Raw genomic sequence first — 22,150 nt, 5'->3', positions numbered from 1 at the left:
TCAATACTGCTTGGGTTTTGAGAAAACCCTAAACTTGGCTCAGCAATCTCAAATGACTAATTCGAAGTCTTTCGACTTCTCGTGCAGTCACTTGTGATGCTGATAATCTTTCTGACTATCAGTCTGAATCACAAGCACCCACACGAATTGCTTGATTCGATTGTTAAAGAGCGGTGGTTGAAGTCTTTCGCTTCAACCGAGGCGCGCATTCTACGCTTTCCTCAGTGTCTGTCAAGCGTTTATTTTGAAGTTTTTCAGAATTTCTCTTTCAACTTCAACCGCTTAACTCGCTGCGATCTCTCGTCAGCGGGAGGCGAATTCTACAGCGTTTCAATCCGCTGTCAACCACCTTTTTCACCGCTGTCGATCTTTCGATCGAAGCCCCTCCGGTACTACCTGGAACATCTAACTCGTTGAATGTCAAGGAGTTTTCCGTTCCGACTGCGCCGGAAGTGGGGCGAATTATAGAGAGATCTGCAGGGGCGTCAAGGACTTATTTCATATTTGTTTCAGAAGGGGTGTTTTAGCTATATATAAGCAAAGCGGGCGCGGCGCGCCCGCTATATAGCCTGTTACTTCAGACCACCTTGGCCAGCTGCAGCCGCTCGATCTCTGCTGCCGCCAGGCCAAGTACCTCGCCCAGTACCTGCTGGGTATGTTCACCCAGCAGCGGTGGCGCATTACGGTACTCCACAGGCGTTTCGGAAAGCCGGATAGGGCTTGCCACCTGCGGTACGTGCCCGGCCAGCGGATGCGGAATCTCGATGGCCAACCCGCGCGCCTTGACCTGAGGGTCGGCAAACATCTGCGCCAGATCGTTGATCGGCCCACAGGGCACACCTGCCGTCTCCAGCTGTGCCACCCACTCGGCAGTAGTCTTGAACACCGTAGCCTGACGAATCAGCGGAATCAGCTCCGCACGGTTGGCGACCCGCTGCTTATTAGTAGCGAAGCGCGGATCATCTGCCCACTGCGGTTGCCCGGCCACTTCAGCAAACTTGCGGAACTGCCCGTCGTTCCCAACGGTAAGGATGAAGTCACCGTCGGCCGTAGGGAAATCCTGGTACGGCACAATGTTGGGATGCGCATTGCCCAGGCGCCGCGGTGGCGTACCTGTGGTCAGGTAGTTCATGGCCTGGTTGGCCAGGCATGCCACCTGCACATCCAGCAATGCCATATCAATGTGCTGACCACCACCGCCATGGTCGCGGTGGGCGAGGGCGGCCAGGATCGCCACGGTCGAATACAGACCAGTGAGGATATCTGTCAGCGCTACACCGACCTTTACCGGACCGGCACCGTCTTCACCTTCAGGACGTCCGGTCAGGCTCATCAGCCCGCCCAGCCCCTGGATCATGAAGTCATAGCCGGCACGCTTGGCGTACGGCCCGGTCTGGCCGAAGCCGGTGATCGAGCAGTAGACCAGCCGCGGGTTGAGCGCCTTCAAGCTCTCGTAGTCCAGGCCGTAAGCCGCCAGGCCACCCACCTTGAAGTTCTCGATAACCACATCGGACTTCGCTGCCAGCTCCCGCACCAGGCGTTGCCCCTCGGGCTGGGTGAAGTCGATGGTCACCGAGCGCTTGTTGCGGTTGGCCGACAGGTAGTAAGCCGCCTCGCTGGTGTTCTCGCCGTAGGCGTCCTTGAGGAAGGGTGGCCCCCAGGCGCGCGTGTCATCACCGGTTCCCGGGCGCTCGACCTTGATCACTTCGGCTCCGAGGTCAGCGAGGATCTGACCGGACCACGGCCCGGCCAGTACACGCGACAGGTCCAGCACCCGCAGATGAGATAGCGCGCCCATGGGCTGGCTCCTTATTAGTAGAAGGACTGGATGCCGGTTTGTGCACGCCCGAGGATCAGGGCATGAACGTCATGGGTACCTTCGTAGGTATTGACCACTTCCAGGTTAACCAGGTGACGGGCGACGCCGAATTCGTCGGAGATGCCATTGCCGCCGAGCATGTCGCGCGCCATACGGGCAATGTCCAGCGCCTTGCCGCACGAGTTGCGCTTCATGATCGAGGTGATTTCGACGGCGGCCGTGCCTTCATCCTTCATGCGACCAAGGCGCAGGCAGCCTTGCAGGGCCAAGGTGATCTCGGTCTGCATGTCGGCCAGCTTCTTCTGGATCAGCTGGTTGGCTGCCAGAGGACGACCGAACTGCTTACGATCCAGGGTGTATTGGCGGGCAGTGTGCCAGCAAGCTTCCGCAGCGCCCAGTGCACCCCAGGAGATGCCGTAGCGAGCCGAGTTCAGGCAAGTGAACGGACCTTTCAAGCCACGCACTTCAGGGAACATGTTTTCTTCCGGCACGAACACATTGTCCATGACGATTTCACCAGTGATCGAGGCGCGCAGGCCAACCTTGCCGTGAATAGCCGGGGCACTCAGACCCTGCCAGCCTTTCTCCAACACGAACCCGCGGATATCGCCGGCATCATCCTTGGCCCAGACCACAAACACATCGGCAATCGGGCTGTTGGTGATCCACATCTTGTTGCCGGTCAGGCGATAGCCACCTTCGACCTTCTTGGCCCGGGTGATCATCGAACCCGGGTCAGAACCGTGATCGGGCTCGGTCAGGCCGAAGCAACCGATCCACTCGCCGCTGGCCAGCTTGGGCAAGTACTTCTGCTTGGTGGCTTCGTTACCGAATTCGTTGATGGGCACCATTACCAGAGAGGACTGCACACTCATCATCGAACGGTAGCCAGAGTCGACACGCTCGACCTCACGGGCAATCAGGCCGTAGCACACGTAGTTCAGGCCACTGCCGCCGTATTGCTCAGGAATGGTGGCGCCAAGCAGGCCCACTTCACCCATCTCGCGGAAGATAGCCGGGTCGGTCTGCTCATGACGGAAGGCCTCCAGCACGCGCGGGGCCAGCTTGTCCTGGGCGAACTGATAAGCGCTGTCACGCACCATGCGCTCTTCTTCAGTGAGCTGTTGGTCGAGCAACAGCGGGTCGATCCAGTTGAAGCTTGCTTTACCGGCCATGAGTGAATCCTCGAATGATGGGAGCAGAGTTGCTGTGCCATTGATCCTAGGCCTGTTCAGCACGCGAGACAAACGAGGAATACGCATAGTCTTGTGATAATTTCTCACTTCGTAATGACTGCAACGGCCATCTTCAGGCCTTATTAGTGAGGTTGACGTACATGCGCCGAAAAATCCCCAGCACAACGGCCCTTGTCTGCTTCGAGGCCGCTGCCCGCCACGAGAGCTTTACCAAGGCCTCTCAGGAGCTGTCGCTGACCCAGGGCGCCGTATGTCGGCAAATCGCCGGGCTGGAGGAGTTTCTTAACGTAGAACTGTTTCGCCGTTCACGACGAGGCGTAAAGCTGACCGAAGCAGGGCTTTCGTACAGCCGCCGGGTGGCTACGCAACTCGATGCAGTGGAGCGCGACACCTTGTCGGTGATGGGCCAGCAGGGCGCCAGCGTCATCGAATTGGCCGTGGTGCCGACCTTCGGCACTCAATGGCTACTGCCCAGGCTTAAAGACTTTCAGCAACGCCACCCGGAAGTGACCGTCAACCTAACCAACCGCACCCGGCCGTTCCTGTTTGCCGATACAAGCTTCGATGCGGCCATTTACTTCGGTGACGCCGATTGGCCCGGCACCCACTCGCATCGGCTGATGGGCGAGAACCCCGTCCCGGTATGCAGCCCGAGATTGCTGGGGGGAGCAGGGCGCCTGGACGCTCAGCAGATCGCGCAGCTGCCTTTACTGCAGCAGACCACACGTCCCTATGCCTGGCGCCAGTGGTTCAACAGCCTGGAGATGAATGTTGCACGCGACATGACGGGGCCACGCTATGAGCTATTCTCGATGCTGGCGCAGGCAGCCATGCACGAGATGGGCGTGGCGCTGATTCCACCCTTCCTTATCCAGCGCGAACTGGCTGAAGGGCGCCTGGTTGTGGCCAACCGGCATGCGCTGTCGAGCATCAAGGCGTATTACTTGATGATCCCTGAGCGCAAGGTTGAATCCGCTTCGCTGCGTGCTTTTCGCGATTGGCTGGTGGCCGAAGCTCACCGCTACGCCGCGGCACACAAGGATGACAGCTATAACCTGACTCCGTAGTCAAATAAAATGGAACCCTACAGATGTACGGAAATGTCGCAATTGATACAACTGTTATAACAGCCCCTCCAACAGCCCTTAACCCTTCTGGCCATGCGGGTTTCACCGTATAAATCGCGTTTTGTTTCGGGCAATCAGCGATTTCGACGGATTTATTTAAAAAATCATCGTAATCTCCCTAAAGCCCGTCGTTGACGGGCCCGCAGCCTATTCTTGCGACATTCGGTCACAGGGTGACTTGTAGTTTACTTGGCGTCACCCTTCAAAACTGGTTGAAGCGATTCGAGAATCACCTGCAAAATGCCGCGCCCCGCCTGAATTCGGCGGGATCGTGCTGATCGGCCGCCCCAGACGCACCATCCGTAGTGCGCTGGTTTTCCAAAAAAAGATCACGCAGGAGATTTGACGTGCACATTGGTGTTCCTCTCGAAACGCAGACGGGCGAAACACGGGTTGCTGCAACCCCCGAAACCATCAAGAAATTGATTGGCCAAGGGCATCAGGTCACCGTTCAGAGCGGCGCCGGCATTAACGCCAGCGTTCCGGACAGTGCCTATGAAGCAGCAGGCGCCACTATTGGCAGCGCTGCCGATGCGTTTGGTGCGCAACTTGTTCTTAAAGTTGTGGCACCTGACGATAGCGAACTGACCCAGATCAAGAGCGGCACCGTACTGGTGGGCATGCTCAATCCGTTCAATAACGACATCATCGCCAAGATGGCCGAACGCGGCATAACCGCTTTCGCGCTTGAGGCTGCCCCCCGCACTTCACGGGCGCAGAGTCTCGATGTCCTGTCGTCGCAGGCCAACATTGCCGGTTACAAGGCGGTGCTGCTGGCAGCGCATCACTATCCGCGCTTCATGCCGATGCTGATGACCGCCGCCGGTACCGTGAAAGCCGCTCGCGTACTGATTCTCGGCGCCGGTGTGGCCGGGCTTCAGGCGATCGCCACGGCCAAGCGCCTGGGCGCCGTCATTGAAGCCTCGGACGTGCGTCCGGCGGTGAAGGAGCAGATCGAGTCGCTGGGCGCCAAGTTCATCGATGTGCCGTACGAGACTGAAGAAGAGCGTGAGTGCGCGGTAGGGGTCGGCGGTTACGCCCGGCCGATGCCGGCCAGCTGGATGCAGCGCCAGGCTCAGGCGGTGCACGAACGTGCGAAACAGGCCGACATCGTCATCACCACAGCGCTGATCCCCGGCCGTAAGGCACCGACGCTGCTCAGCGCCGAGACCGTTGCGCAAATGAAGCCAGGTTCGGTGGTCATTGACCTTGCCGCCGCTCAGGGTGGCAACTGCCCATTGACCGTTGCCGACCAGGTAGTGATCGAGAACGGCGTGACCATCGTCGGCCCGACCAACCTGCCGGCGCAGGTCGGCGCGGATGCCTCGGCGCTGTATGCGCGTAACCTGCTCGACTTCATGAAGCTGCTGTTCGACAAAGACAGTCAGCTGGTGATCAACCTCGAAGACGATATCGTCGCCGCGTGCCTGATGTGCCGCGACGGCCAGATCATCCGCAAGAACGGATAAGGAGCCAGACAATGGAAGACATGCTGATCTCTCACGGCGTCTATAACCTGATCATCTTCGTGCTGGCGATCTATGTCGGTTATCACGTGGTGTGGAACGTCACCCCTGCACTGCATACCCCCCTGATGGCGGTTACCAACGCCATTTCCGCCATCGTCATCGTCGGCGCCATGCTGGCTGCCGCGCTGACCGTGACCCCGCTGGGCAAGATCATGGGCACCCTCGCGGTGGCCCTGGCAGCGGTCAACGTATTCGGTGGTTTTCTGGTCACCCGGCGCATGCTGGAGATGTTCAAGAAGAAAGCCGCAAAGGCTGAGGGGAAGCAGTAAACATGAGCATGAACCTGGTAACACTTCTCTACCTTGTCGCCTCGATATGCTTCATCCAGGCGCTCAAGGGCCTGTCGCACCCGACCACCTCACGCCGCGGCAACTTCTTCGGCATGCTGGGCATGGCACTGGCGGTCATCACCACTATCGGCCTGATCTACAAGCTCGGAGCTGAACTGGCCACTGCCGGTATCGGCTATGTGATCGTCGGCCTGCTGATCGGCGGCACCGCCGGTTCGATCATGGCCAAGCGCGTTGAAATGACCAAGATGCCAGAGCTGGTGGCGTTCATGCACAGCATGATCGGCCTGGCTGCGGTGTTCATCGCCATTGCTGCCGTCATCGAGCCACAGTCGCTGGGCATCGTCTCCAGTATCAGCGACCCGATCCCGACGGGTAACCGTCTGGAACTGTTCCTCGGTGCTGCGATTGGTGCAATCACCTTCTCCGGTTCGGTCATTGCCTTCGGCAAGCTCTCTGGCAAGTACAAGTTCCGCCTGTTCCAGGGCGCGCCTGTGCAGTTCAGCGGCCAGCATCAGTTGAATCTGGTGCTGGGCCTGGCAACCATCGGTCTGGGCCTGGTGTTCACCTTCACCGGTAGCTACAGCGCCTTCGCACTGATGCTGATCCTGGCGTTCGTCATGGGCGTGCTGATCATCATCCCGATTGGTGGTGCCGACATGCCGGTGGTGGTGTCGATGCTCAACAGCTACTCGGGTTGGGCAGCTGCGGGTATCGGCTTCTCGCTGAACAACTCGATGCTGATCATTGCCGGCTCCCTGGTCGGTTCGTCCGGTGCGATCCTCTCGTACATCATGTGCAAGGCGATGAACCGTTCGTTCTTCAACGTGATCCTCGGTGGCTTCGGTGGCGCAACCGACGCCGGCGGCCCAGCCGGTGCGCAGGAGGCCCGCCCGGTGAAATCCGGTTCGGCCGACGATGCCACCTTCCTGCTGAGCAACGCCGACACCGTGATCATCGTTCCAGGCTATGGCCTGGCGGTAGCCCGTGCCCAGCACGCGCTCAAGGAATTGACCGAGAAGCTGACCCACAATGGTGTGACCGTGAAGTATGCGATCCACCCGGTGGCAGGCCGTATGCCAGGGCACATGAACGTACTGCTGGCGGAAGCCGAAGTGCCGTACGACCAGGTGTTCGAGATGGAAGACATCAACTCCGAGTTTGGCCAGGCCGACGTGGTGCTGGTGCTGGGTGCCAACGACGTGGTCAACCCGGCCGCCAAGAACGATCCGAAGTCGCCTATCGCCGGCATGCCGATCCTTGAGGCCTTCAAAGCCAAGACCATCATCGTCAACAAGCGCTCGATGGCCAGTGGTTACGCCGGCCTTGATAACGAACTGTTCTATCTGGACAAAACCATGATGGTGTTCGGCGACGCCAAGAAGGTTATTGAAGACATGGTCAAAGCTGTCGACTAAGCCTTTGAATGCCTGTGACAATTAGCCCCAGCGCGGTACCGGCTGGGGCTTTTTAGTGCCCGGCCCGCCGACAGAAGGCTCTATTTCATGGCTTCGCATTCGACCTTGGTCGCGGGACGCCGGGCTGCTAAATCACTAGACTGCGCATCTAGCTTTAGTAGCCTGAGATAACAATCCATGTACCGTGATCGTATCCGCTTGTCCTCCCTGCACAGCAAGGTAATGAGTGCGGCTGAAGCCGCTGGCCTGATCGAGGACGGCATGACCGTCGGCATGAGCGGCTTTACCCGCGCCGGCGAAGCCAAGGCCGTGCCGCATGCACTGGCCGAACGCGCCAAGCAATCGCCGCTGCAAATCAGCCTGATGACCGGTGCCAGTCTGGGTAACGACCTGGACAAACAACTGACCGAGGCCGGTGTTCTGGCGCGCCGCATGCCTTTCCAGGTCGACAGTACCCTGCGCAAGGCCATCAACGATGGCAAGGTCATGTTCATCGACCAGCACCTGTCGGAAACCGTGGAACAGTTGCGCAACCAGCAACTGAAACTGCCAGATATCGCTGTAATTGAAGCCGTCGCCATCACCGAGCAAGGCCACATCGTGCCGACTACCTCGGTAGGCAACTCGGCCAGCTTCGCCATTTTCGCCAAACAGGTGATCGTCGAGATCAACATGGCCCACAACGCCAACCTGGAAGGCCTGCACGACATCTACATTCCGACCTACCGGCCGACCCGCACGCCGATCCCGCTGGTAAAAGTCGATGACCGCATCGGCAGCACCGCGATCCCGATCGACCCGGCGAAAATCGTTGGTATCGTCATCACCGAGCAACCGGATTCGCCCTCTACCGTGCTGCCACCGGATGATGAAACCCAGGGCATCGCCAATCACCTGATCAACTTCTTGAAGCAAGAAGTCGACGCCGGTCGCATGACCAACAAGCTCGGCCCGCTGCAAGCCGGTATCGGCAGCATTGCCAACGCGGTGATGTGCGGCCTGATCGACTCGCCATTCGAAGACCTGACCATGTACTCCGAAGTACTGCAGGACTCGACGTTTGACCTGATCGATGCCGGCAAGCTGAGCTTCGCCTCGGGCAGCTCGATTACCCTGTCGACCCGTCGCAACGCGGACGTGTTCGGCAACCTGGAGCGCTACAAGGACAAGCTGGTCCTGCGCCCACAGGAAATCTCCAACCATCCGGAAGTGGTCCGTCGCCTAGGTATCATCGGCATCAACACCGCCCTTGAGTTCGACCTGTATGGCAACGTCAACTCCACCCACGTCTGCGGCACGCGGATGATGAACGGTATCGGCGGCTCCGGCGATTTCGCCCGCAACGCGCACCTGGCCATCTTCGTCACCAAATCCATTGCCAAGGGCGGTGCGATCTCCAGCGTGGTGCCAATGGTCAGTCATGTCGACCATACCGAGCATGACGTCGACATCCTCGTCACCGAACAAGGCCTGGCCGACCTGCGTGGCCTGGCGCCTCGCGAACGTGCCCGGGTGATCATCGACAACTGCGTGCATCCGGATTATCGCGAAGCGCTCAACGACTACTTCACCCGCGCCTGCGAGCGTGGTGGTCATACCCCGCACATCCTGCGCGAAGCGCTGGCATGGCATGAAAACCTGGAAGAAACCGGGCGCATGCTGGCCAGCTAAGCCTCACTGTTTCAGCCGGTTGGGTGCAATGCTCACCGGCTGAAAACAGTTGCCACCCACAATCAGCAAAAAACTGTTCTACTGTACCGGTGTTTTAGCCTCGATTCTCCGACCCCCGATCTCCCTCTCACTCAAAAACGCACCACACTAGTGCGAACCAGTACAGTTACGTCTATTTTGAGTGCAACAGTGCTCTAAAACAGTTAACTGGCCCATCACAATGTAGATGAACTGTATCTACTGTTCTGGACGACAGAGGAGGATCATTGGCATCAGTTAAATCACTACCTAATGCCGCCACAAGCGGAAGGATGACATCATGGAACGTACCCTCAGTTCCGATCTGGTTTTCGAAAACACCGCCCAACAATCCAAGGCTGCACTGCCGCTGCGCCTGCTGGCCAACCTGATGCTGTGGCAACGCCGCATCGCCAGCCGCCACCAGCTGGCTCGCCTGGATTCCCGCCTGCTGGCCGATGCAGGTATCAGCGAAGCACAGCGTTACGAAGAACTGAGCAAGCCGTTCTGGCGTTGATGCAAGGCTGGTCGGCGCTTGCCGACACCTTGAATTCCCGAAACCCGTCACAGGTGACTGCTGACGGGTTTTGTCGTTCTGAAGCCGCATAATAGAGCGGCCGCACGCAGAACAGGTACAGTTTACAAATAGTTATTTTTCATAGGTACAGTTGATACTTTCGCCTGCGACACTGTCTTACCTCGCAGTCGCTTTTGGCGTGATAACCTTAAAGCACCCAGCTTGGTGAAAAGTAGCGCAACCAGCTGAGCGTGCGTCTGACACAAACGAACCCGCTTAATCAGGAGATCGACCATGTTCCGTTCACGCTTGTTTGGCGCCGCGCTGGTGCTGGCCGTGGCTTCCACTGCCAATGCAACCAGCTTCGTCGTAACAACTGACACCGTGGTACGCGGTGTTGCCGCTTCCACCGACGCCACCTCCGATGTGTCTTCGTCGTTCAAGGACGACAAGATCGTGCGCGCCGCCCGTGACGATGCTGCCAGCTTCGTGGCCAGCCACGGTGATATCCGCGGCGTAAAACTCGAAAGCGCATTCGCCCACATTCGTCAGCAGGCCCCAACCCTGCAGGCGAGCGACGCCCAACTGGCCCAGGCTATCCTGGCGCTCTAAGGTCGTCTGACACCGGCTTCAGCCATGTAACAACATGCAATGAAGCCGGGCCCCCTGTGCTGGTCCTTGCCGGCGCATTGGGATAGCCTTTGCGGCCAGTTTCACCGGCCTTGCGAGACCCATGCGCTATCTGTCATTGCTGTTGCTTGTATGCTGCTGGAGCAGTACCGCCCAGGCGTTTGACCTGACTACCAACAACCTGGTCGTCAGTGGCTACGTCACCAGCAAGGTGTCCTCGGCACCCTTCGATCGCAAATTGATACTGCATGCCCAGGATGACGCGGCCATGTTTGTCGCGAGCGACGGTGCGGTACGTGGTGCTCAACTGCAGGCTGCCTTGAATCGGTTACGCCAGGACTACCCCAAACTTCATGTCGGCGACCTTGAACTGGCACAGGCAATTCTCGTCCAATGATTACCCCTGCTTTTCCGGAGATGTTCCATGCGTAACCCGCTGATTGCCGCCACTCTTGGCTTTCTGTTGCTGGCCGATGTGGCCCAGGCACAAACCCTGGTGGCCACCAGCAACATCATCGTGCGCGCGTTTGGCCGTTCAATCGACTTCACGTCCGATACCACCACCTCGATCCGTGACTCCAAGGTCGTGCGTGAGGCCCGTGACGATGCCGCCAGCTACGTCGCCAGCCGCGGTGAAATCCGTGGTGCACAGCTGGAAGCCGCCTTCGACACGCTGCGCCAGCGTGTACCCGAGGCGCGCCAGGCCAGCGATCAAGACCTGGCTGAAGCCATTCTCGCTCTGTGAGAAACCTGCGCGCCTGGCTGCTCGGTGGCCTGCTGACGCTACTGGCAGGCCCAGCGCTGGCCGATTTGCAGCTGCAGTTGCAAACCGACGGGCTTGGGCCCGCGCAACAACGTGCCAGCCAGGCATTGCTCGATGAAGCCATGCAGGCACTGCCGCCCAGTTTAAAGGCGCGCCTGGACCGTCGCGTCCAGGTCAGCTGGAGCGCAAACATGCCTGAAGATGCCTATGGACAGGCCTCGCTGGTATCAACCCTGACGCTCAATAGCCGGCTTCTGCCTGGCCTTGTCGATGGCAGCGCTGCCACCCGCAAGACGGGGCGCCCCCACGGCACCGTGCGCCAGGAGCTGTTGGCTACCGTACTGCACGAGCTGACCCATATCTATGATCGCGCCCGCCTGTGGCAGGGTGCCGAACGCCAGTTGATCAGTCGCTGCACGCGGCAACTGAACAGCCAGGGCAAGGTCGGCCTGCCCGAGCCATGCCGTGGGCAAACCGAACGGCGCTTCACCCTCAGCGATGACCCGCGCCTGCTCGACCTGGCCGGATGGCCGCAGTATGTGGGCAGGCGAGGGGAGCGCGAGCAGTACAACCGCCAAGTCGCGCGCAGCCCTGACAGCTACGAGCTGAGCAGCCCCAAGGAATTCATCGCAGTCAACATGGAGTACTTCCTCCTTGACCCTGGCTTCGCCTGCCGGCGGCCAGCGCTTCACAGCTACCTGAAAGCACATTTCGACTGGGCTCCGGAGCACCCGGCCTGCCCGCAGCAGCTGCCTTTTCTCAATGCCGGCAACGACTTCGAGAAAGCCCCATTGGGAGAGATCGACCCTGAACGGGTCTACTCCGTGGACTATCTGTTGGCCGAGGCAAACCAGAACCTGGTCAGTCGCTGGGGGCACAGCATGCTGCGCCTGGTGATCTGCGCCCCGGGGCGGCCACGCGGTCCTGACTGCCGACTCGATCTCGACCAGCACCTCGTGTTGTCGTATCGGGCCTTCGTCAACGATGTGCAGCTATCGAGCTGGGGCGGCCTGACCGGCGCCTACCCATCGCGGCTGTTTGTCCTGCCCCTGGGGCAGGTTATCGACGAGTACACCAAGACCGAGCTGCGTAGCCTCGCCTCCATCCCGCTCAAGCTTGATCGCACCGAGCTGGAAAACCTGGTACGCCAAGCCGCCGAGATGCACTGGAGTTATGACGGCAACTACTACTTCCTGTCCAACAACTGTGCAGTGGAAACCCTCAAGCTGCTGCGCAGCGGCACTGCCAACCCGCGCCTGACAGACCTGGACAACATCATGCCCAATGGTTTGCTCGAGGTGCTGCAAGGGCGCGGCCTGGCCGACACCAGCGTCCTTGATGATCCTCATGAGGCGCTGCGCCTGGGTTATCGCTTCGACTCCTACCGTGACCGCTACCAGGCCATGTTCCTGGTGCTAAAACAGCAACTGCCGGTGCCTCAGGACACAGTCGAAGCCTGGCTGGAGCAATCTGCCAGGCAGCGTCAACCATGGTTCGAGAAGGCTGACCTGCGTACCAGTGCTGCCCTGTTGCTGCTGGAGCAGGCCAGTTTGCGCCAGCAACTGCTGCTGGCGCAGGAAGAGGTCAAGCAACGCTACCTGAGCGGTCGTGAAGCGAACGACGCCAGCGTCGCCAAGGCCAACGGCACCCTGCAGCAGATTCTCGCCAATAGCGGCTTTCTCAGCCGACCGGCAGAACTGTTGGGAACCAGTGGCTACGGACTGCCACAGGCCAGTGAGCAAGCGCTGTTACGTCAAGAGACCAACCTGCGGCAGAAGCAACTTCAGACGCTTACCGCCGAACTGGACAAGGAAGTGCGCGCACTGCTTGGCCCGGAACGGGCAGCCGAAATCGCAGCCGTCGAAGCCAACATCAAGCAGGTTGGCGAGCATCTGCGTGCCCTGCACAAGGCCGCCGGCGGCTTGCAACTGCCCTGAGCCCATGACCTAGAGCGTTTCTTCGGCCTCACCGGGGAGATGCTCATCCAGGTGCAGCCAGGGTAGACGGTTGCTGGTCCAGATGTGTTTTTTCGGCACTACCCGCTCTGGCTCATCCAGGGAGGTAACGGTGATGTCGATGGTTTCCGGACTCAGGTCGGTGCTCAATGCCAGGTGGGCACCACAGCGGCTGCAGAAGTACCGTACACAACTCGGTGAAGAGTCGTAGCATTGCGGCGTACCGCTGAGCCACTGAAAGTCGGTGCAGGGCAGGGTGGCCCAGGTCACCAGCAGCCCGCCACTGACCCGGCGGCACACCGAACAGTGACAATGAGCGACGTCTGCCAGCGGCCCTTGAACCCGATAGCGCAGGGCGCCGCAATGACATCCACCTTCATACGTCTCGCGCATCGTTTCCTCCGCTTCCCGTCAATGCAGTTGATTGATACTCAACAATGCACCTCTCGTCGCCTTTGAGCCAGCGAAAGCTGGCTGAAAGCTTCCCGCCTTAGGATTGCGATCACCACCGGCACAGACCGGTCAGCCAGGGCACCCGACTCGCCCGGCCCAATTAACAACAACAATGGTGATACTGATGTCCTTCTACGCCCGCCTTCTTGCTGCACGCCCGCCGTTACTCCCTGCGCCGCGCCTCACGCGCTGATCCCGCCCGACTCGTTCCTCTTTCGACGCGAAACGCCTGGAGTACTCCCATGCTGACCTTCCTCGGCTTTGCCATGGTCCTTACTTTCATGTACCTGATCATGACCAAGCGCCTGTCGGCCTTGATCGCCCTGATTCTGGTACCGATCCTGTTTGCCCTGTTTGGCGGCTTCTCGGGCGACATCGGCCCGATGATGCTGCAAGGCATCACTAAACTGGCCCCCACCGGGGTGATGCTGATGTTCGCCATCCTGTATTTCGGCCTGATGATCGACTCAGGGCTGTTCGACCCGGCGGTGCGCAAGATTCTCAAGCTGGTCAAAGGTGACCCGCTGAAAGTCTCGGTCGGCACGGCCGCACTGGCCCTGATCGTTTCGCTGGACGGCGACGGTGCCACCACCTACATGATCTGCGTGGCGGCAATGCTGCCGCTCTACAGCCGCCTGGGCATGAGCCCACGGATCATGGCCGGCCTGATCATCCTCGCCGGCGGTGTGATGAACATGACCCCATGGGGCGGCCCGACCGCACGTGCCGCCAGCGCCTTGCATGTCGACCCTTCAGATATTTTCGTACCGATGATCCCGGCGATGCTTGCCGGCGTGGTGGCAATCCTTGCCATTGCCTATATGTACGGCAAGCGCGAGCGTGCCCGTCTGGGCGAGCTGCACCTGCCAGGCGACGAAATCGATCACAGTGAAATCAGCGTTTCGCAGTTTCCTGACGCCCGTCGCCCGAAGATGATCTGGTTCAACGGCGCACTGACCGCAGCGCTGATGGTGACCCTGATCCTTGGCCTGCTGCCATTGCCCGTGCTGTTCATGGTGGCCTTCAGTATCGCCATGATTGCCAACTACCCATGCCTGCAGCAGCAAAAAGACCGTGTGGCGGCCCACTCCGGTAGCGTGCTGGCCGTTGTCGGCCTGATCTTCGCCGCCGGTATCTTCACCGGCATCCTCTCGGGTACCGGCATGGTCGAGGCCATGTCCAAGAGCCTGCTGGCGGTGATTCCTGACGCGCTGGGCCCTTACCTGGCGGTGATCACCGCGATCGTAAGCATGCCGTTCACCTTCTTCATGTCCAACGACGCCTTCTACTACGGGGTTCTGCCTGTGCTTGCAGAAGCCGCCAGCCACTATGGCATCTCGCCGGTGGAAATGGCCCGTGCGTCGATCGTCGGCCAGCCGGTTCACCTGCTCAGCCCACTGGTACCCTCTACTTACCTGTTGGTTGCCCTGGCCGGCATCGAGTTCGGCGATCATCAGCGCTTTACCCTGAAGTGGGCAGTGCTGGTCTGCCTGTGCATAATGTTCGCCGCGCTGCTCATGGGAATTTTCCCGCTGTTCAGCAGCCTATAAGGCTACAGATTCATCCAACCGCAGCGGTGCTCCTTGCCCGGGCGCCCTGCATTTATCGCTTGAAGGAATACACATGGAATGGCTGACCAGCCCAGAGATCTGGGTTGCCTTTTTCACACTGACTGCACTTGAGATCGTTCTCGGCATCGACAACATCATCATGATCTCGATCCTGGTCAGCCGCATGCCCAAGCACATGCAGCCACGCACCCGGATCTTCGGCCTGGCCCTGGCCATGGTCACCCGCATTTTGCTGCTGCTGTCGATCACCTGGGTCATGCGCCTGACCACCGACCTGTTCGTGGTGTTCGAGCATGGCATTTCCGGACGTGACCTGATCCTGTTCTTCGGTGGCCTGTTCCTGCTGTGGAAAAGCTCGCAGGAGATCTACCACGGACTGGAAGGCGAAGATGAATCGCCCGATGAGCCGACCGGCAAAGGCGGCAAGTTCTTCTACACCATCATTCAGATCGCGATTATCGACATCGTGTTCTCCCTGGACTCGGTGATCACCGCCGTCGGCATGGTTTCTCACGTGCCGGTGATGATTGCAGCCATCGTTGTCGCCGTGCTGGTGATGATGCTGTGCGCCGGTGCCATCAGTAACTTCATCGACAAGCACCCGTCGCTGAAAATGCTCGCCCTGTCATTTCTGATCGTGGTCGGTACCGTGCTGATCGCCGAAGCCTTTGATGTGCACGTGCCGAAGGGCTACGTCTACTTCGCCATGGCGTTCTCCCTGGCGGTCGAAGCCATCAACATCAAGATGCGCACGGCCATGGCCCGGAAGAAAAACCAGGAGCAAACCGAGCCGGTGAAACTTCGCAAGGACATTCCGGGTCAATAAACCTGGTTTGGCAACAAAAAAGGGCCCTGCGGGGCCTTTTTTCATGGGCGTTCATGACGGTTTTGTTTCAAAGGCCACATTGCCTATGCCATGCTGGCGCCCAGGCCTTGGGCCGACTACAGCTTAAGTGAGCACTGGGAAAAACCGCCTGTCACCAGGCCAGGCTCACCGCTTTATCCATTTGCCCCCACTGGGGCACGCCAACAGGGGGCCCGACCAATGCTGACCCTGCTCAATCTGCTCTCCGCTGTGGCACTGCTGATCTGGGGGACGCACATTGTGCGTACCGGCATCCTGCGCGTGTACGGCTCCAACCTACGGCGTGTGCTGAGCCAGAACATGTCCAAGCGGCCGCTGGCGTTTGTCGCCGGCATTCTGGTGACCGCCCTGGTACAGAGCAGCAACGCCACCGCCATGCTGGTGACGTCCTTTGTCGGTCAGGGCCTGATGTCGCTGACCCCGGCCCTGGCAATCATGCTCGGCGCCGATGTCGGTACGGCGCTGATGGCGCGGGTACTGACATTCGACCTGTCGTGGCTGTCGCCGCTGCTGATCTTCCTCGGCGTGATCTTCTTCCTGTCGCGCAAGCAGACCCGTGCCGGGCAATTGGGCCGCGTCGGGATCGGTTTGGGTCTGATCATCCTGGCCTTGCAACTGATTGTCGAAGCGGCCGCGCCGATCACCCATGCCCAGGGTGTGCGAGTGCTGTTCGCCTCGCTTACCGGCGACATCCTCCTTGATGCCCTGGTGGGTGCGCTGTTTGCGCTGATTTCCTATTCGAGCCTCGCCGCCGTGCTGCTGACTGCGACCCTGGCCGGTGCCGGGCTGATCAGCCTTCCAGTGGCCATTGGCCTGGTCATCGGTGCCAACATCGGTAGCGGTCTGCTGGCGTTTCTCAGCACCAGCATGCAGAACGCGGCGGGCCGCCAGGTAGCCTTGGGCAGCCTGATGTACAAGCTGATCGGCCTGATCCTGATCATTCCGGTGCTCAAGCCGCTGGTGAGCTGGATGGACAGCCTGAGCTTCAGCCCCCAGGAGCTGGTGATCGGCTTTCACCTGCTCTACAACAGCCTGCGCTGCCTGATCATGCTGCCAACCGTCACGCCGATGTCGCGCCTGTGCGCCTGGCTACTGCCTGAACGGGCAGAAACCAATGGCCGGGCCCGCCCCCGTCATCTGGACCCGGCGGCACTGGGCACGCCGAGCCTGGCCCTGGCCAACGCAGTGCGCGAAACACTGCGCATGGGCGACCTGATCGACACCATGCTCGATGCCATGCAGGACGTTCTGAAGGGTAAGCAGACGGCGATGACCCAGCAGATGCGCAGCCTGGGTGAGGACGTCGAGGCCCTTAACAACGCGATCAAACTGTACCTGGCACAGATGCCCCGCGAGGACCTCAGCGCGCAGGACAGCAAACGCTGGGCGGAGATCATTGAGCTGGCGATCAACCTCAAGCTGGCGGCCGACCTCATCGAGCGCATGCTGCGCAAGGTACAGCAGCAAAAGACCTCACAACGCCGGGAGTTCTCCGACGTGGGCCTTGAGGAACTGACCGGGCTGCAAAGCCAATTGCTGTCCAACCTGCGCTTGGGCCTGTCGGTATTCCTTAGTGCCGACCCGGAAAGTGCCCGGCAGCTGTTGCGGGAAAAACGACGCTTTCGCGCCCAGGAGCGGCGCCTTGCCCATGCCCATGTCAGTCGGTTGCAACGTAAAGTGGTACAAAGTATCGAAACCAGCGCCTTGCACCTGGAGCTGATTGCCGATATGAAACGATTGAACTCCTTGTTTTGCAGCAGTGCCTATGTAGTGTTGGGTAGCGCCGATACGGGCGGTCTGTTGCTCGACAGTGTCCCGGACGATGCCCATTCACCCTGACTGTTGCCACCCAGAACTCCCGCAAGGAAGCTCGACATGCGTTGCCTGATGTTCCTGTGCCTGCTGCTGGGCGCGATGCCCGGCTTTGCCCTCGACCGTTCGCAGGTCGAAGGCTACCTGCTGCCCAACGGCCTGCAGGTGCTGCTCAAGTCAGGCTATGAACGCAACCATGTGTCGATTCGCCTGGTGGTCGGCGTCGGCTTCGATGACTTTCCTTGCGAGCAGCAAGAGTTGCCTCACTTGCTGGAACACCTGCTGTTCAGTGGCATCGACGAAGGCGGTGAAGGCGGGCTGGAAAAACGCATGCAGGCGTTGGGCGGTGAATGGAACGCCTACACCAGCAGTGCCGATACCACCTTTGTCATCGAGGCACCCGCGCGCAATCAGCGCAAAGTGCTGGACCTGCTGCTGACGGTGATCAAAGACACCCGCTTCGACGAAAAGGCCCTGGCGCTGTCGAAGAAGATCCTCGAGCGCGAAGACGGCGGTCATTATTCCCGCCTGCAACGCTGGCTGGATCGCCAGGACATTGGCCACCGTGCCAGCGATCAGCTGGCTATCGAGCTGGGCCTGAAGTGCCCGGAACGCTCATCCGTGGCCGACATGACCCTGGAGCAGGTCAACGACCTGCGCCAGCACTGGTACGCCGCCAACAACATGAGCCTGATCGTCGTCGGTGGCCTGGACCGTCTGTTGCCGGCCTACCTGGAACGCTCCTATGGCGAGCTTCCCCCAGCCGAGCCTGGCGAACGCCGGGCGCTGGACGGAATCACCGGCAAAGCCGAATTGCGCCGTGAACTGGTCCGCGGCTGGCTGGGCGACAGCGCCCGTTTGCACTGGTTGTTCCTGGAGCCGGTACTCGACAACGATCACGGGCAGACCTTCGATCTGCTGCAACGCTACCTGGACTGGGCTCTGTACGAAGAGCTGCGGCTCAAGCACGGGCTGTCCTACGGCCCCTCCAGCCAACGGGAAAGCTTCGGCGATACCGGTATGATGAGCCTCGACGCCGACCTCGATCGCGCCGATGTCAAGGAGGCCGAGCAGGTGCTGGGCGCCATGCTCGACCAGTTGCGCAAACACGGCCTGGACCCCGCCACCTTTGCCCGGGTCAAACAGGCAACCATCGATCGCGAGGCCTGGAGCACCCAGGGCAACGCGGCGTTGGCGGACTATTACTGGGGTTCGCTGAACGACTACCTCGATGGTCGTTTTGCAGACCCGGTGCGCGCACTGCGGCGCGTCAGCCTCCACGATGCCAACCGGGCGCTGCAGCAGTTGCTGACGGAACCTGGGTACGTGCGGATCGAGCAGCCGCTGATCAGTTACGACGAACTGTATGGCGGGGTGGCGCTAGGGTTTGGTGTATTGCTTGCCGGTGGCCTTATCTGGAGCAGGCGGCGCCGTCACTGACGCCTGCCTGGCGACTCAAACCGGAGTATCCTTAAGCGGTTTTTACCTGACCTGCGAACACCTTCATGCCTCTTTACCTTCAGCGCCTGATCGAATTGATCAAGCGCTATCCCGGCGTCATTGCCCTCGGTGGCTTTATCTCCGGTATCGCCAGTTTCATCCTGGTTGACCGCCAGGAGAGCCTGGCCAGCTGGATCGCTGTCGTGATGCTGATCAGCTGGGTCTGGCTGATGCTGGAAAATACCTTCACCCAGTTGTTCGCCAAAGTGTTCAAGCGCGAGATTCCGCAGCCGCTACTGCGCTACGCGACACAGATGATTCACCAGGAAAGTCTGTTCTTCGTCCTGCCGTTCTTTTTTGTCACCACCACCTGGAACAGTGGCCAGCTGGTGTTTACCGGCCTGCTCGCTGCAGCCGGTCTGATCGCGATCATCGACCCGCTGTACTACAAATGGCTGGCCCCTCGCCGCTGGCTGTTTCTCGCACTTCACACCCTGACCCTGTTCGCGGCATTGCTCACCGCGCTACCCATCATCCTGCACCTGACCACCTCGCAAAGCTTCAAGCTGGCCCTGATAGCCGCCATGGTCCTGTCGTTCCCAAGCCTGGCCAGCAGCTTCCCGATCAATCACTGGCGCCGGGCGGTAATGCTGGTCGTGGTGACCCTGGCCGTGGGCGCCAGTGGCTGGATGCTGCGCTCCTGGGTGCCGCCAGCCACGCTGTGGATGACCGAGGTGGCGGTCAGCACCCAGGTGGAGAACCGCACGCCCGGCAAGAGCCTGACAGAACTGAAGGCCAGTGAAATCCGTGCCGGGCTTTATGCCTTTACCGCAATCAACGCCCCGCGTGGGCTGAACGAGCGCATTTACCACGTCTGGCAATTCAACGGCAAAGAAGTCGACCGGATTGCCCTGGACATTCATGGCGGGCGCAAGGAAGGCTACCGCGCCTGGACCCACAAGCAGAACTTTCCTGGCAACCCGGTAGGGCGCTGGCAGGTGAGGGTGCTGACCGAAGATGGCCAGGTCATTGGCGTGCTGCGCTTCCGTGTGGTTGACGACGGTCAAGCGCCAAAGCCCGAGTAACGCTATGCTCAGGGGCTGCGAACCGTTGGTCTGACTGCATGGAGCCTATGACTACACAAGCCGGCGCAACCCTGGATACCACAAGCAGCCCCGCATGCCTGCGGATTGTTGGTGACTGGACGCTGGCCAACTACACAAGCCTCAAGCGTGGCAATGAGGGCTTGGTCGGCCAATACGACCCCAGCACCGAGGTCGACCTCGAGCAACTCGGCCAACTGGATACCGCTGGCGCAGCCCTGCTGGTGGAACTCCTGGGCCCCGAACGGCTGGCCGAGTTGATCAAGGGCAGCCAGTTGCCAGAAGCCAGCCGTGCGCTGCTGCAAACCGTCCATTGCTCGGTGCAGGACTTCTGTATCCCCCAGAAGCAACCGGAACAGTCAGTCTTCATCCAGCTGCTCAGCCGCATTGGCTGCGCGGTCGATACCGCCTGGCAAGACACACTGCAATTACTGGGATTTGTCGGCCTGATCCTGCAAACCTTGTTTCTACGGCTGTTCCAACCGCATCGCTGGCGTATCACCTCGGTGGTCGCCCACATCGAACAGACCGGCCTGGATGCCGCCCCGATCATCGCCTTGCTGACCTTTCTGGTAGGTGCCGTCGTCGCCTTCCTTGGCGCGACCGTGCTGGCCAGCTTCGGCGCCAGCATTTTCACCGTTGATCTGGTCGCTTTTTCCTTCCTGCGTGAGTTCGGTGTGCTGCTGACCGCCATCCTGATGGCGGGGCGCACCGCCAGTGCCTTCACTGCACAGATCGGCTCGATGAAGGCCAACGAAGAGATCGACGCCATTCGTACCCTGGGGCTGGACCCTGTCGAGTTGTTGGTCGTGCCGCGGGTCGTGGCGCTGCTGATCGCGCTGCCGCTGCTGACGTTCATTGCGATGATCTGCGGCATTGTCGGTGGCGCAGTGGTCTGTGCGCTGTCACTGGGCATCTCGCCGGCGATGTTTCTATCGCTGCTGCAAAGCGATATCGGCGTGCAGCATTTCCTCGTCGGCCTGGCCAAGGCTCCGTTCTTTGCCTTCCTGATCGCTGCCATTGGTTGCCTCGAAGGTTTCAAGGTCAGCGGCAGTGCCGAATCGGTTGGCGCCCACACCACCTCCAGCGTCGTCCAGTCGATCTTTGTGGTGATCGTCCTCGATGCCATAGCCGCGCTGTTCTACATGGAGATGGGCTGGTGAACCCGACGATCCCTACACCCCCCGCGACACGCGAGACCGTGATCGAAGCGCGCGGCATCTGCAACCGCTTCGGCACCCAGAGCGTGCACGAGCAACTGGACCTGGACCTTTACCGCGGAGAGATTCTCGCCGTGGTTGGTGGCTCCGGCAGCGGCAAGTCGGTACTACTGCGCAGCATCATCGGCTTGCGCAGGCCCAACGAAGGGCAGGTGAAGGTCTTCGGCGAAGACCTTGTCACCCTCAACGACGAGCAACGCTCGAAGGTCGAGCGGCGCTTTGGCGTACTGTTTCAGAAAGGCGCACTGTTTTCGTCACTGACAGTGACCGAAAACGTCGCCTTGCCCCTGATTGAACATGCCGGCCTGTCGCGCGGCGATGCCGAACACCTGGCCGGGGTCAAGCTGGCGTTGGCTGGCTTGCCGATTTCTGCAGCCGACAAGTACCCCTCATCGCTGTCGGGCGGCATGATCAAGCGCGCCGCGCTCGCTCGGGCCCTGGCCCTGGACCCGGACATCCTCTTTCTCGATGAACCCACCGCCGGCCTGGACCCCATCGGTGCCGCCGCGTTTGACCAGTTGATCCTGACCCTGCGCGATGCGCTGGGCCTGAGCGTATTCCTGATCACACACGACCTGGACACCCTCTACACCATTACCGACCGGGTGGCCGTGCTTTCGCAGAAGAAGGTGCTGGTGGCAGGCCCGATAACCCAGGTCGAAGACACCGACGACCCCTGGATTCACGACTACTTTCATGGCCCGCGTGGCCGCGCGGCGTATCAGGCCGCCACAGCGGCAAAGGAGAACTGAG

The 22,150-nt window shown here is 60.2% G+C and carries 20 protein-coding genes; 17 read left to right on the top strand and 3 right to left on the bottom strand.

What is annotated here, in order from left to right; translation table 11 throughout:
- Positions 1–577: 577 nt before the first annotated feature.
- Positions 578–1,798: a CaiB/BaiF CoA transferase family protein gene (locus tag DM813_RS03985; protein WP_128322126.1), complete on the bottom strand. Its 1,221-nt coding sequence runs from the start codon at positions 1,796–1,798 to the stop codon at positions 578–580.
- 14 nt (positions 1,799–1,812) lie between these two features.
- Entirely contained in the window at positions 1,813–2,994 is a 1,182-nt protein-coding gene (locus tag DM813_RS03980; RefSeq protein ID WP_128322125.1) for an acyl-CoA dehydrogenase, read from the bottom strand.
- Between the two features lie 161 nt (positions 2,995–3,155).
- Here DM813_RS03980 and gcvA point away from each other — a divergent pair, with 161 nt between their 5' ends.
- The 10 genes from gcvA (at position 3,156) to DM813_RS03930 (ending at position 12,915) form a co-directional block, all read left to right on the top strand.
- Complete coding sequence (gene gcvA / locus DM813_RS03975) at positions 3,156–4,082, top strand: transcriptional regulator GcvA (protein ID WP_128322124.1); 927 nt, start codon at positions 3,156–3,158, stop codon at positions 4,080–4,082.
- Between the two features lie 407 nt (positions 4,083–4,489).
- Complete coding sequence (locus DM813_RS03970; protein WP_128322123.1) at positions 4,490–5,611, top strand: Re/Si-specific NAD(P)(+) transhydrogenase subunit alpha; 1,122 nt, start codon at positions 4,490–4,492, stop codon at positions 5,609–5,611.
- An 11-nt stretch (positions 5,612–5,622) separates the two neighbouring features.
- Positions 5,623–5,940, top strand: a complete 318-nt coding sequence (locus tag DM813_RS03965; RefSeq protein ID WP_107024308.1) for an NAD(P) transhydrogenase subunit alpha — start codon at positions 5,623–5,625, stop codon at positions 5,938–5,940.
- 2 nt (positions 5,941–5,942) lie between these two features.
- Positions 5,943–7,379, top strand: coding sequence for an NAD(P)(+) transhydrogenase (Re/Si-specific) subunit beta (locus DM813_RS03960; RefSeq protein ID WP_128322122.1), 1,437 nt, complete (start codon positions 5,943–5,945; stop codon positions 7,377–7,379).
- Positions 7,380–7,556: 177 nt separating this feature from the next.
- Positions 7,557–9,050, top strand: a complete 1,494-nt coding sequence (locus DM813_RS03955) for an acetyl-CoA hydrolase/transferase family protein (RefSeq protein WP_128322121.1) — start codon at positions 7,557–7,559, stop codon at positions 9,048–9,050.
- A gap of 319 nt (positions 9,051–9,369) precedes the next feature.
- Complete coding sequence (locus tag DM813_RS03950; RefSeq protein WP_128322120.1) at positions 9,370–9,585, top strand: DUF1127 domain-containing protein; 216 nt, start codon at positions 9,370–9,372, stop codon at positions 9,583–9,585.
- Positions 9,586–9,879: 294 nt separating this feature from the next.
- Positions 9,880–10,197 (top strand): DUF2388 domain-containing protein, encoded by a 318-nt coding sequence (locus tag DM813_RS03945; protein ID WP_128322119.1) that lies wholly within the window; start codon positions 9,880–9,882, stop codon positions 10,195–10,197.
- A 121-nt stretch (positions 10,198–10,318) separates the two neighbouring features.
- A complete protein-coding gene (locus DM813_RS03940; protein WP_128322118.1) occupies positions 10,319–10,612 on the top strand; it encodes a DUF2388 domain-containing protein in 294 nt (97 codons plus the stop codon).
- Between the two features lie 27 nt (positions 10,613–10,639).
- Positions 10,640–10,960 (top strand): DUF2388 domain-containing protein, encoded by a 321-nt coding sequence (locus DM813_RS03935; protein WP_128322117.1) that lies wholly within the window; start codon positions 10,640–10,642, stop codon positions 10,958–10,960.
- Positions 10,957–12,915, top strand: coding sequence for a DUF4105 domain-containing protein (locus DM813_RS03930; RefSeq protein WP_128322116.1), 1,959 nt, complete (start codon positions 10,957–10,959; stop codon positions 12,913–12,915). The genes DM813_RS03935 and DM813_RS03930 overlap by 4 nt, the downstream gene beginning before the upstream one ends.
- Before the next feature lie 9 nt (positions 12,916–12,924).
- On the opposite strand, the gene DM813_RS03925 is transcribed toward DM813_RS03930, so the two are convergent.
- The gene (locus DM813_RS03925; protein ID WP_128322115.1) at positions 12,925–13,326 is read right to left on the bottom strand and encodes a GFA family protein; all 402 of its coding nucleotides are present in this window, start codon (positions 13,324–13,326) and stop codon (positions 12,925–12,927) included.
- 302 nt (positions 13,327–13,628) lie between these two features.
- Between DM813_RS03925 and DM813_RS03920 the strand changes: the two genes are divergently transcribed.
- The 7 genes from DM813_RS03920 (at position 13,629) to DM813_RS03890 (ending at position 22,149) form a co-directional block, all read left to right on the top strand.
- Positions 13,629–14,936: a CitMHS family transporter gene (locus tag DM813_RS03920; protein WP_128322114.1), complete on the top strand. Its 1,308-nt coding sequence runs from the start codon at positions 13,629–13,631 to the stop codon at positions 14,934–14,936.
- A gap of 73 nt (positions 14,937–15,009) precedes the next feature.
- Entirely contained in the window at positions 15,010–15,783 is a 774-nt protein-coding gene (locus DM813_RS03915; protein ID WP_128322113.1) for a TerC family protein, read from the top strand.
- 219 nt (positions 15,784–16,002) lie between these two features.
- The gene (locus DM813_RS03910; protein ID WP_128322112.1) at positions 16,003–17,661 is read left to right on the top strand and encodes a Na/Pi cotransporter family protein; all 1,659 of its coding nucleotides are present in this window, start codon (positions 16,003–16,005) and stop codon (positions 17,659–17,661) included.
- Between the two features lie 36 nt (positions 17,662–17,697).
- Positions 17,698–19,074, top strand: a complete 1,377-nt coding sequence (locus tag DM813_RS03905; protein ID WP_128322111.1) for a M16 family metallopeptidase — start codon at positions 17,698–17,700, stop codon at positions 19,072–19,074.
- A 65-nt stretch (positions 19,075–19,139) separates the two neighbouring features.
- Entirely contained in the window at positions 19,140–20,159 is a 1,020-nt protein-coding gene (locus DM813_RS03900; RefSeq protein WP_128322110.1) for a DUF5924 family protein, read from the top strand.
- A gap of 38 nt (positions 20,160–20,197) precedes the next feature.
- Entirely contained in the window at positions 20,198–21,340 is a 1,143-nt protein-coding gene (locus tag DM813_RS03895) for an ABC transporter permease (RefSeq protein ID WP_128322109.1), read from the top strand.
- A 38-nt stretch (positions 21,341–21,378) separates the two neighbouring features.
- Positions 21,379–22,149 (top strand): ABC transporter ATP-binding protein, encoded by a 771-nt coding sequence (locus tag DM813_RS03890; protein WP_431311908.1) that lies wholly within the window; start codon positions 21,379–21,381, stop codon positions 22,147–22,149.
- The last annotated feature ends 1 nt before the right edge of the window (position 22,150 follow it).

The organism is Pseudomonas alkylphenolica, assembly GCF_004025535.1.
Lineage (GTDB): Bacteria > Pseudomonadota > Gammaproteobacteria > Pseudomonadales > Pseudomonadaceae > Aquipseudomonas > Aquipseudomonas alkylphenolica_A.
Note: the sequence above shows the minus strand (reverse complement) of the source record. Positions and strands in the feature narration are given on the sequence as shown.